Genomic DNA, 11,787 nt, shown 5'->3' with positions numbered 1-11,787 from the left:
TTTATGCTGTTCCCCTTTCAGTGTATAAGTTTTGTTTAATTGATTGAATGATTTCTTCTAATTGGCCACCAAAATACTTATTAATTCTATCATATCCCCCGTTACTTTTAAATGCACCTGTTTCAAAGGATTCTCTATCAATAATATACTCCTTTAGTAGCTGCTTTTCTATCCTATTTAGCCATTGAAATTGTACTTTTGTCCAGTTTTGTAGCTTTTTAACTTTTTTCATAGCCATTTTAATTCTTTCTTCATGATCCATAAGTGCACTACCTATTGCTTGTTGTCTTATAAAACTAATAATATCAGCAGTTATATCTGCATTTGTCATTTGATTATACGCACTATTTAAATTCATCTCTGTAAATCCATTTTTATTTAACTCTAAAATTAACGATTTTAATGTAGCTCTTGTAAGCTCCTGTGGTCTTTGACATACAATTTCAAGGGCAGGGATTTTATTAATATTATCATTAATAAATGCTTTAAATTCTTCTAAATAATCCTCTGGCCTTGTAGCATTACCATATCCTATAGAATGCTCCATAAGCCTATCTTCATGATTAGATATAATTATTTTTCTAGGAGTATAGCTAGAATCATCTAACGAGCTAAACAACTCTTTATTTCTTTCAATTGTTTCAACGATTTCATCTATATCTTTAGTCTTTAAATCCTTTATAAACTCTTCTGGAGTTTTTCCATTTGTATACGACTTAAACTCCTCTAGCTTTGCATCCTTTATCTTATTTTTCCTTCTTTGTAGTTTAGCAATAATTTCATCAATATGATTTTTCTTTTTCTCTTGTGTATCTAGCTGTAATAATTCATCCACAAGTGCACTAAATTTCACACTACTCTTTGCTACTACTGGCTTCATATTAGTTACTTTTTCTAACCCCTCATAAAGTCTTACAGCATCAAATATATTAAAATGGTTTTTTTCTATATCATCACATAATCTTGTAGCACGTCCTAGCATTTGCTCATATAATATTCTGGATTTTACTCTTCTTAAAAATACCAAATTACAAATACTTGGAACATCTACCCCAGTAGAAAGTAAATCTACGGTAACTGCTATAGATGGATACTGTTCATTTTTATATTTTTTAATGGCAAGTAGTGGATCTTTAATAGACCCTGTAATCTTCATTACAGCATCATCGTCCATATCTATTCCCTTTTTTTCATAGATCTCTTTAATTAATCTTACAATTATATCTGCATGATTGTCTGTTGCTGCAAAAATTAATGTCTTTTCAGGTCCTTCTGGAGAAATATAGTCTAATATTTCTTCTAAAGCAACTCTATTGAAATTTTCATTTAAAACCTTTTTATTAAAATGATCTATCTCTATATTTAAATCATCAGGTAATTCTGCACTATTTATGATTTGATTTGTAACAGGATCATATACAGGCACTACCTCTCCTGCTTTATAAGAAATTCCTTCTTTGCTTAATTCCGTTACAATTTGATGAGGTGGTTCATGGTCAACTAGGTAGCCATCCACTACTGCTTCTCTATAAGAATATTCAAATACTGGCTTTCCAAAAATAGCTGTAGTATGTAGAGCTGGTGTAGCTGTAAGAGCTACTTTCACAGCATCAAAATACTCTAGCACATTTCTATATTTACTAACATAATCATCTTGATTTCTAAATTCTAGTTCTACTTCTCCCATTTCTTTGTCTAGTAAATATCCCCTATGGGCTTCATCCACTATAATACAATCATAATCATCAATAGCGGGCACCCTATCATCTGAATACATAATTCGCTTTACCATTCCTTGTACAGTTGCAATATGTAGTTTTGTAGTAAACTCTGGTATTTTTTCTTCAAGCCCTTTTATATCATACATTTCATTGAAGGTCTGCAAATCTTCAATAATGGTTTCTTTAAAGGTATCCTCTGTTTGATTTCCTAAAGCAGATCTATCTACTAAAAATAATATTCTCTTAAATCTTTTTGTTTTAATCATTCTATAGACTAATCCTAAAATTGTTCTTGTCTTTCCTGTACCAGTTGCCATGGATAATAATATGTTTTCTTTTCCATTAGCAATAGCTTTCTCTGTAGCTTTTATAGCATTAATTTGATACTGACGGAGACTTAACCCCTTTGGATTTTTTAAATAATCAAAAGATTCCTCTTCAAGGCTTTTCGTAGCTTTTTCTATATCCTTATCTAATAAATCCTTAAGTCCCTTGGGAGTATACCATGACTGTAAAGCCTTTGGATGATTTGTAGGCTTTCTACCATCTAAAAACCATATTCCTGACTTTTCCTCTAGTTGCTTTAAATATTTTCTCCCATTAGTAGCAAATAGAAATGGTGCCTTATAATCTCCCCATCTATTGATTACATATTCATTATGTTCTTCTTTAATTTTTTTTGCATAATCCTTACAATCATCTATATCAGAAGGAATATCTTTGCTCCCTCTTTTGGCTTCTACTAATCCTACTAACTTAAGTCCTACAAACAATGCATAGTCAGCTCTGCCACTTTTTCTAGAGCCAACAGCATCAGTAGGCCACTCAGCGATTGCCATATTCTTATTTTTGTGTGGTCTTGTTCCATTAGAATATCTAAGATTTTTAGTATCTGCTTCCCATCCACAGCTTCTTAGTTGCTCATCTATAAGCTTTCTTGTTTCTTCTTCATTTAATTTGATTAAAGAAGCTGCCTTTGCAGATTTTTGTTGTCTTTCCTTAATATCCTCATCAGTATTTTGACTTCTTAGTTGATTAAGCTCCTCTTGTAGTTGATTTAATTTATTCTCATAATCTTTAGTTAAATCTTCACTTTCCTTCTTTAACTGATCTATGTACACCTTCTCATTACTTTCTATTGGCATAACAAACTTTTCTGGCTCAAAGCTCCACTCTCCATAGGTCTGCATAAACCAAACTCCTAATTTAAAAGCAAAGCTTGTATTGATTTTAGCATCCTCAACACTACTATAATTTTCATGTGCTGCTTTATTTCTTGATACTCTCAATGTATAAAGTATCTGGTCTATCTCATAAGGTAACAAATCATTTTGTTTCAAAATTTTTATTTTATTTACTTGAGTATTGCTATAAGGATCTTCTAGGTTATCATATGCAAACATATAATCAACCATTAACTCTGCAAACATACCTAGTTTTATTAAAGTTGTATTTGAATCTTGATAAATATTCTTTTCAGCTAACTTTCCTAAGTCACTAAGCATAGGCCATCTTTGTTCTAAAAATTTAAAATTACTAGCAACCATATTCTCACCGCCTTATGTTACTGTATTAATATTTAAACCCCTGCTAAAATATTCAGTTTGTTCCATACTGATTCATAAATTAAATCTTCCATTTTTTATGATATAGATTTATTTTACCTCTATTTTACTTAATTTTCAAATTTAAAGAAATCTATATAACCATGATCTATACCTACCATACTTTTCCTAGGATTTATTCAAATTCATATCCTTCATCATGCCAAAAGGAACCTTTCTATGGTGCTTGGATGATTGAAAAACTTAGTTCATACCCTTTCCTTTACACTATAGAACCTACATGACTTCTAGAGAAAGAATAGAAAGCTGTAGATGGTAAGATTAGAAAATACTACAAAATTACTACACTAGGAAATGCAAACTTAAGATAATCTCAAAAAAGCCTATGAATTATTTAAAGAAATTAAAAATGAATAAAAGGGAGAGATTTTGTATGTTTTTATTCAAACAAGTGAAGTAGAGTGTTAAAATTCAGTGGATCGTGGACAATGCAGTTAATATGATTTCATTTGTGTATAAATAAAAAAGCTCTTTTCTGATAAAAATCAAAATAAGATTTTAACCAGAAAAGAGCTTTGATACGAGTGTTATTATTTTCATTCTTTATTATCAATGATTTTATACTAATAATATGAAACAACTTCTTATAATTTATACAGTAGCATAGATAATAAATACTCAATGATCTCAAAATCAATATCTTTTCTTTATATCATTTAACTATCTCTCCCCTTCAGATCATTCCATTATTTTAAAAAGAGAAATTCTTTACATGATATTTTTATTTCCAATCTTTAAACTTGTTTCTTATTTCTTTTATATTTAATTTTAGTTTAGATATCTTGTTATTTTTTTGCATTTCATGAATACTTGCTGTTGTAATGAGCACTATACCTGTAATTAATAAATAACCCCACCAAGGAATATTTGCCCATAATTTTTGATTTTTAATGATAACATTTATTATCAAACTTCCTATTCCTACAAAAAAATAAGATTTTTTCCTAAATTGCATACCTCCTATTACAGAAATAAGAGACAGTACTCCAAATATTAAAGCATCTTTCGTATCACCATACACCACAATATCTGCTAATAAAATTGTAGATATTACAATCAATATGCCCCACTCTACTTTTCTCATTAAAGATTCATATTTTGTCCATATTTTACGAGAAGACATCACCTGTATTCCTATCCATGGTAAAATATCCAATTCCCTTTGAATCACTTTTGGTATGGATATATTATTTAATAATCTATAGTATGGAATCATTAACACTATTAAAGTTATTGTTTTCATTATTTTTTTAGCCATTTCCTCTTCCACTCTCTTAATTTGTGAATAGAAGAAATATACCATAAGTACAGGTACTATTAATTTTCCTGCTATACCCCAATTATCTACTGTATCATAAAATACTGAAATAAGCATATATAATGAAAATACTGAATACCAATCTATGTGAACAATCTTTACTTTCATTCCATCTTTGTTGACTGTATACAATTTATTAAATAATAATTTTCCTGCTATTTTAAGAACCATAAACACTACAATAGATATTATAAATATTTTGCTTTGATCAGCATCAAGTCCCTCTTCATAAAAAACATATAAAGATGCGGTAAATAAACTAAGGGGTAAGATATTGAATAATTGTAGTTTCTCATAATGTAAAATAGTAAGCATCAATATCGTGTACCCTAAAATAAAAGAGAAATCTATAATTGGATGTTTAAAATAATAGTTTATATAACAAATACTCACAATATTAAATGGAATTAAAAACATTGTAATTCTTTTTTTCCAAAGATCACTACATTTAAACCAAAGTGCAACTACTAAAATTCCTACTATGAAAGGAATGTAGTAATCTAAATTTTTCATCACATGAAAATATACTGACATATCTGAAATGAATTTTCCAAAATAAATGAATGATGCATATAAAAACATTCTAATGAAAAACTCTTCTTTGTATTTAAATATGCTATATATATATGCTCCTATTGCAACTATAGATATGAAAGAAAAAATATTTGTGCTTGTTGGACAAATAGCATTTGTAACTAGTATAAATATTTGGGAAACCATAAAAAATGATTTTTCTAAAGGATTATTTTTCTTTTCAAAAAATATACTGAGTCCAAATAAAAGTACTAAACTCAAAGCAAAATGCTGCTCAAAATAATATATTTTATTATACAATCGCAAAGATTCATATATTGTAACTGTTCCAAATAATACTACAAAAGGCATGATCCACTGAATTATTTTTTTACCTATTAAACTTATACTATTTTTATGCAGTATATATAATACACATGCATATACATAAGACAATAAAGAAATCATCATATATTGTTCTTGGGATAATATTTCCATCATACAAAAAGGAAAATATATAGAAGTTACAACAGCAGCCCCTTCTTTTAATACCCTAGTATATTTCCAATTGTTTTTATAATAAAAAATAATAAATATAGTAAGGGTTGCTATAAACATAAATAGTCCATAATAGTGCTTGGTTTCTGGCCAGAAAATAAAATATTTTTCACGTCCTGCTATGAGTAAAAATATACTCGTTAGATATGAAAATATCTTGTTTTCAGTTTTATAAGACAAATACATATAATTAAAAGCAATCAATATATAAGAAATCCATCTTACTATTGAACCTTCTTCTATATTTCCTGCTAGTCCCTTAAAATGTATGTATACAAATACCAAAATCTGTACGATTGCACTTGTATATTTAAAATTCTTTTTAAGCATTTCATTCTTTATTAAATACTTATCTAATCCTAAAAATACAAATCCCACCGTTGCAAAAATAACTATATCCCATTCTTTCAATTCTAAATGACCAACAAATTGATAGATTCCATAAATTAATAATATACTAAAGACATAATGATATTCTTTTTTGTTATAGATCAGCATAATACCAAAATATAAGATTGAAGCAAGAATAATATTAAGTCCATAAAAAACTGTATTCTCAAATAAAATCAACATCCCTAATGCACTAAGTCCTAAATTAAATTGTATAAATAAAAAAAGCTCATTGATAAATAAAGATATATTTTTTCTTTCTTTTAATTTCCTATATCCTAATAGTAGTAGACTATTATAAATAATAATTCCTAAGTAAAATAGATCTCTTGGAGGATATAACGAAGCCAAAATAAAATTCACATTGAAACTTAGAGTAATAAAACTAAACCAAACATAAAGCCTATTCTTATATTTAAAAGAACTATATACATATACTCCTAAGCAAATAAACGATCCTATGATTCCAAGTACATATTTACCTTCTCCAAAAATAGAAAGCCATGAACCAAATAGTTTAAAAAAACCTGCTGATAATATGGAGATAGGAATCATCAAGCTCCCCAATGCCCAAAATGCAATGGAAGTTTTCTTGATTTTTAATTTTTTTTCTGCAAACACACTTATTCCAAAAAATATTACTGAAACCATAGTAAGAATGATGGTTTTCGTCATATTATTCATTATACTCCAATTTGTAGTAGCCAAAATAAGGCCAGCCATTAAAATAAAAAACACACCTAAAAATAATACTAAGCTAATGTTTTTTTCTCTTATTTCTTGAGAAGATAATACTTTTTTAGGTTTTGGCTGAACTGTCGATATTCGTTCTTTATCAGATTTCTTTTGTTTTTGCTTCTCTTGTATTTGCATGTTTCTTACATGACAATAATTTGAATAAGCATTTTTAACTTTCTCATATTCTTCTGTAGAAATAAAATCTCCTTGTTTCATATTCCATAATTCTTCGTGAAAAATTTGATTTCTCATAGAGTTCATACATTCCTCCATCTTCTAAATTTATGCAATGCATTATTTTTTTCTTCGATATTTTATAGAATGGTTCTGCATACATTTTACCTTGAATTACTAAATTTTTCAAATTAATAATGCTTATGAAATGTGATATTCAAAAAAATGCTTATAGACTAAAATAGTTCAGTCTATAAGCATTTCAATTTAAAAACCTTTCTATAGAAGGCTTTTTTATATTTATATATCAATGTCCTTTATGTTTTTCTTTTTTCTTTTGTTGTTTCATCTCAAATCTTCTTCTTTGATCTTCTTCTTTCTTTTCTTTGGATCTCTTTTTTCCTTCTACTTTATTTTCTTGGTATTGAAGTTTTATAGCCAGTTGAGCCTTTGTTTCTATTCCATTGTTTTCTACCTGTTTTTTTATTTTCCTCTGCAATCTTTTAGGATTTATTTTTTTATCTATTTTTTTATCCATAAAAATAGGTTTCGTAAATTTTATATTGTAAAATTCTTTTAATATAAAATCATATACATCATAATCTTTAGGCTCTGAACCAAATACGATTCTTGAAACTTCATATTTTTCATCATAATTTCTTTCAAATACTCCTATCCAAAAAGGATCTTCAAATAAAACAGTCAACCCAATACTAATTTTCATTTTTAAATACCTCCTGATTCAATCATCATCAATGAAGAATGGACAACCCCAGGAGGGAAGGTTACTGCTATCTATTTATGATAGATAGGTTCGGACTACCAACCGAAACTGTGTTTTTATCTCCACCACTTACTATATGTTTTTACTGAGCATCATAAGCCTTCAGTGCTATTGGAAGGAATGAAATGTTCTGGTGCTTCATTCATAAAAGTCTCAAATGCATTACTAACTAAAGATTTTTCCATACTATACATCTCCTCTTTCAAAATTTTCTTTAATAAAGTTTTCAATCCAATTCATTTCAGCATCTATGCATACAATAGGTCTTTCAAATAAAGCCTTTATATGTGGTCTTGTTTGAGCTGTAGGATGCTGGTGATATTTTTTCAAAATAAAATCCTTCCTTTTTATCAAATTCTCTTTACGTTTTACAATAGATTTGTAAAATTCTTCATTTGAAATCAAATAAGAAAATGCCATGCCTACATCAAATTCACTTGGGTCACGACTATACTCACTTAGTTTTTTTATAATATTTTTCTTAAGAATTTCCTTTGTTTCCTCTTTTATAAAATATACTTTTCTTTTAGGAGAACCATATTCTTTTTCATATCTCGAATCTATTAAATCTTTTTTTTGAAGTTTATTTAAAGAATTGTAAATAGAAGAAAATCCTATATCTGTCCACTCTCTCATATTTCTTTGTTCTATAATCAATTCCATTTCATACCCATAATAATCTTTATCATATAAAAGGGATAACAGTACAACTTCAATTTGAGTCATAAGCTTCCTCCTATTCTATATATAGAATAGCATTTTATAATATATTTGTAAATCATATATTTATCATTTACAAAATAAGTTCTATGCCATGAACCTTTAACCACTCTCTTCTTTTTTTATAATCAGGGATGATACTTTCTACCAATCCCCAAAAGTTTTTTGAATGATCCATATGTATAAGATGGCACATTTCATGAACTACTAAATAATCTATGATTTCAATAGGTGCTATGATAATTCTAAAGTTAAAATTTAGATTTCTCTTTGAACTACAGCTTCCCCAACGGGTTTTTTGATTTTTTATTGTAATTTTATTAGGTTTTACTTCAAAATACTTTTGAAAATCATTTACTCTCTCGACTATTTTTTCTAAAGCTTTTTGTGCATACCAATTTATAACTATATCTTTTAAAGCTTGTTGATCATTTTCTTTCATTGTTACCACCAGATTTTGATCTATTCCTTCTACTGTAGAATTTTTGACAGTAGAATTTATGATTATTTTCAATAAATAGTTTTTTCCTAAATATAAAAAATTTTCTCCATTTATGTATTGCTTTTGTAGACAATTTATTTTCTTTAAAAGCTGTAATTTATTTCGGATCCACTTCTCTTTTCTTTTTAAAATTTTTATAATATCTTCTTCTTTAGCTTTTTTAGGTGCTTTTAAAATAACTAAATCTGGTGGTTCTATTCTTATTTCAAAAGTTTTTCTATCACTTTTCTTTACTATATGTGAAAATTCAAATTCTTTATATATCATTTTTATATCTAATCTCCTTTTTTCTATTTATTATATCTTATCTTATTATATTTTCGAATCATTTTATCTCTACGATCATCTATTCTTTTAAAAATTTTAAGTATGTTCACTTATGTAAAAATAATATTTTTTAGAATTAATTTATAATTTTTTTATATTACGCTTGAATTTTTATTCATTAATAAGTATAATTATAAAAAATGAAATATTTAGGAGGAATTAAAGATGTTTAAAAATGTTATTGTAAGAAAACCAGGTAAATCTATAGTAGATGGAATAGGATCTGAATGTTTGGGCAAACCAAATTATGAAAAAGCATTAAAACAACATAACTTTTATGTTGAAGCTTTAAAGAAAACAGGAGTAGAAGTAACTATCCTAGAATCTCTAGAAGAGTATCCCGATTCTTGTTTTGTAGAAGATACAGCTGTATTAACTAAAAAATGTGCAATCATATGTAATCCAGGAGCTGATTCAAGAAATGGTGAAAAAATATTTATGCATGAAACTCTAAAAAGTTTTTATGAAAATATAGAAGAAGTAAAAGCTCCAGGAACTATTGATGGCGGAGATGTTATGATGGTTGGAGATTTTTTCTATATAGGATTATCCAACAGAACTAATAAAGAAGGGGCTATACAATTTATAGAATTCCTTAGAAAGTATGGTTATAGCGGAACTATAGTACCTCTAAAAGAAGTACTTCATTTAAAAACAGGTTTAGCCTACTTAGAAAACAATAACCTATTAATAGCTGGTGAATTCATAGAAGATCCAAGATTTAAAGATTTTAATAAAATAATCATTCCCGAAGATGAAAGTTATGGAGCTAATTGTATTTGGATGAATGGTTATGTATTAGTCCCACAAGGATATCCAAAGACTAAGAAAGCTATAGAAGATTTAGGGTATGGTGTGATTGAAGTAGACACATCAGAATACAAAAAATTAGACGGAGGCCTTAGTTGTTTATCTCTTAGATTTTAATAAGGAGGCATATGATGTTCTTAAAATTTTTAGAAGTTCTCGTTTGGGAATATATGTGGGGTGTACCTCTTATTGTGATAATATTAGGAGCTGGTCTTTATTTTACAATATCTACAAATTTTTTTCAATGTAGATATCTATCTCATGCCTTTAGAAAAACAAAGGAGGAGGTATTTAAAAAAAATCCTGATAAAACAAGCGATGGTGTAGTTTCACCTTTACAAGCTATGAATATTGCAATAGGAACAACAGTTGGAGTAGGAAATATAGGAGGAGTAGCTACTGCTATTGCATTTGGAGGTCCAGGAGCTATATTTTGGATGTGGGTTGCTGGTCTTGTTGGACAAATCATAAAAATGACAGAAATCACTTTGGCAGTTCATTATCGCTCTAAGAATACCTATGGTTATGCATATGGTGGTCCAAATTACTATATGCAAAAAGGTATTGGCGCAGAAAAGAAAATGAAATCACTATACCATTTCTTGAGTTTTCTTTTTGCTTTTGGATTTCTTGTAGCTTTCTTTATCAATATACAAACCTATACTGTTGCTGAAGCCATTGCAGATACCTTTAATATTAATATGATCACCTCAGGGATCATATATACCGTATTACTATATATCATGATAGCAGGTGGGCTTACATCTCTTGGTAAAATTGCTTCCATTCTAGTTCCTTTTATGGTTTTATTTTATTTAAGTAGTGGACTTTTTATTATATTTAAAAATATAGTTCAATTGCCTTATGCCTTTGAATTAATATTCAAAAGTGCCTTTACTGGTACAGCTGCAACAGGAGGATTTGCAGGAGCAGCTTTTTCTCAAGCTATAAAAGTTGGGATGTCACGTTCTGTATTCAGTAATGAAGCAGGTTGGGGTTCTGCCCCTATGATACATGCCTCTGCAAAGACAAATCATCCTATAAATCAAGGTATACTGGGAGTATTTGAAGTTTTTATTGATACTTTTGTAATATGTTCTATTACAGCTTTAACTATAATTATGACAGGTCAATGGTCTTCTGGTTTAGATGGAGCTACTCTTACTCTTTCTGCCTTTGAAGTAGGAATAGGAACACCAGCTAAAATTATCATAGCTATAGGAGTATTTTTATTTGGTCTTACCACATCCTCTGGTATATATGCTCAAATGGAAGTTGTTGTAAGATATCTTGTAGGAGAAAATAAAAAGAAAGATTTATTATTAAATTTGTATAAATGGCTTTACCCAATACCAAGTTTAGCTTTAGTATTTATTGCAGTTTATTATGAGTTTCCAGGTACTATAGTTTGGCTATTTTCAGATGCATCATCAGCTTTGCCCATTTTTGCTAATGTTATAGCTTTAGTATTATTGTTCCCTAGATTTATGGAATTACTAAAAGACTATAAAGCTAAATATTTAGGAATTGGTAAGGTTGATCCTGATTTCAAAGTATTTTATGAAGATAGGAATAAACTAAATACACAAAAATTCAAATAATTACAT

General features: G+C 28.3%; 7 protein-coding genes. 2 read left to right on the top strand and 5 right to left on the bottom strand.

Going from position 1 to position 11,787, the window contains the following annotated elements:
* Position 1 precedes the first annotated feature (1 nt).
* The 5 genes from hsdR to BN2409_RS12035 form a co-directional block, all read right to left on the bottom strand.
* Positions 2-3,268, bottom strand: a complete 3,267-nt coding sequence (gene hsdR / locus BN2409_RS12055; protein ID WP_053956873.1) for a type I restriction-modification system endonuclease — start codon at positions 3,266-3,268, stop codon at positions 2-4.
* A gap of 799 nt (positions 3,269-4,067) precedes the next feature.
* Positions 4,068-7,124: a hypothetical protein gene (locus BN2409_RS12050; RefSeq protein ID WP_053956872.1), complete on the bottom strand. Its 3,057-nt coding sequence runs from the start codon at positions 7,122-7,124 to the stop codon at positions 4,068-4,070.
* Between the two features lie 220 nt (positions 7,125-7,344).
* A complete protein-coding gene (locus BN2409_RS12045; RefSeq protein ID WP_053956871.1) occupies positions 7,345-7,761 on the bottom strand; it encodes a YjdF family protein in 417 nt (138 codons plus the stop codon).
* A gap of 246 nt (positions 7,762-8,007) precedes the next feature.
* The gene (locus tag BN2409_RS12040) at positions 8,008-8,547 is read right to left on the bottom strand and encodes a PadR family transcriptional regulator (protein ID WP_053956870.1); all 540 of its coding nucleotides are present in this window, start codon (positions 8,545-8,547) and stop codon (positions 8,008-8,010) included.
* 67 nt (positions 8,548-8,614) lie between these two features.
* Positions 8,615-9,310, bottom strand: coding sequence for a M48 family metallopeptidase (locus BN2409_RS12035; protein WP_053956869.1), 696 nt, complete (start codon positions 9,308-9,310; stop codon positions 8,615-8,617).
* A 225-nt stretch (positions 9,311-9,535) separates the two neighbouring features.
* Here BN2409_RS12035 and BN2409_RS12030 point away from each other — a divergent pair, with 225 nt between their 5' ends.
* Together BN2409_RS12030 and BN2409_RS12025 are read left to right on the top strand one after the other, a co-directional pair.
* Entirely contained in the window at positions 9,536-10,297 is a 762-nt protein-coding gene (locus BN2409_RS12030) for a dimethylarginine dimethylaminohydrolase family protein (RefSeq protein WP_053956868.1), read from the top strand.
* Positions 10,298-10,311: 14 nt separating this feature from the next.
* On the top strand, positions 10,312-11,781 hold the full coding sequence (locus BN2409_RS12025; RefSeq protein WP_242847960.1) for an alanine/glycine:cation symporter family protein: 1,470 nt from the start codon (positions 10,312-10,314) through the stop codon (positions 11,779-11,781).
* Positions 11,782-11,787 lie beyond the last annotated feature (6 nt).

Source organism: Inediibacterium massiliense, assembly GCF_001282725.1.
Taxonomy (GTDB): Bacteria; Bacillota; Clostridia; order Peptostreptococcales; family Thermotaleaceae; genus Anaerophilus; species Anaerophilus massiliensis.
Note: the sequence above shows the minus strand (reverse complement) of the source record. Positions and strands in the feature narration are given on the sequence as shown.

What these genes read in the sequence shown, in the direction of transcription:
- hsdR (WP_053956873.1), bottom strand. Translation starts at nt 3,268, where the DNA reads ATGGTTGCTAGTAATTTTAAATTTTTAGAACAAAGATGGCCTATGCTT.
- BN2409_RS12050 (WP_053956872.1), bottom strand. Translation starts at nt 7,124, where the DNA reads ATGAACTCTATGAGAAATCAAATTTTTCACGAAGAATTATGGAATATG.
- BN2409_RS12045 (WP_053956871.1), bottom strand. Translation starts at nt 7,761, where the DNA reads ATGAAAATTAGTATTGGGTTGACTGTTTTATTTGAAGATCCTTTTTGG.
- BN2409_RS12040 (WP_053956870.1), bottom strand. Translation starts at nt 8,547, where the DNA reads ATGACTCAAATTGAAGTTGTACTGTTATCCCTTTTATATGATAAAGAT.
- BN2409_RS12035 (WP_053956869.1), bottom strand. Translation starts at nt 9,310, where the DNA reads ATGATATATAAAGAATTTGAATTTTCACATATAGTAAAGAAAAGTGAT.
- BN2409_RS12030 (WP_053956868.1), top strand. Translation starts at nt 9,536, where the DNA reads ATGTTTAAAAATGTTATTGTAAGAAAACCAGGTAAATCTATAGTAGAT.
- BN2409_RS12025 (WP_242847960.1), top strand. Translation starts at nt 10,312, where the DNA reads ATGTTCTTAAAATTTTTAGAAGTTCTCGTTTGGGAATATATGTGGGGT.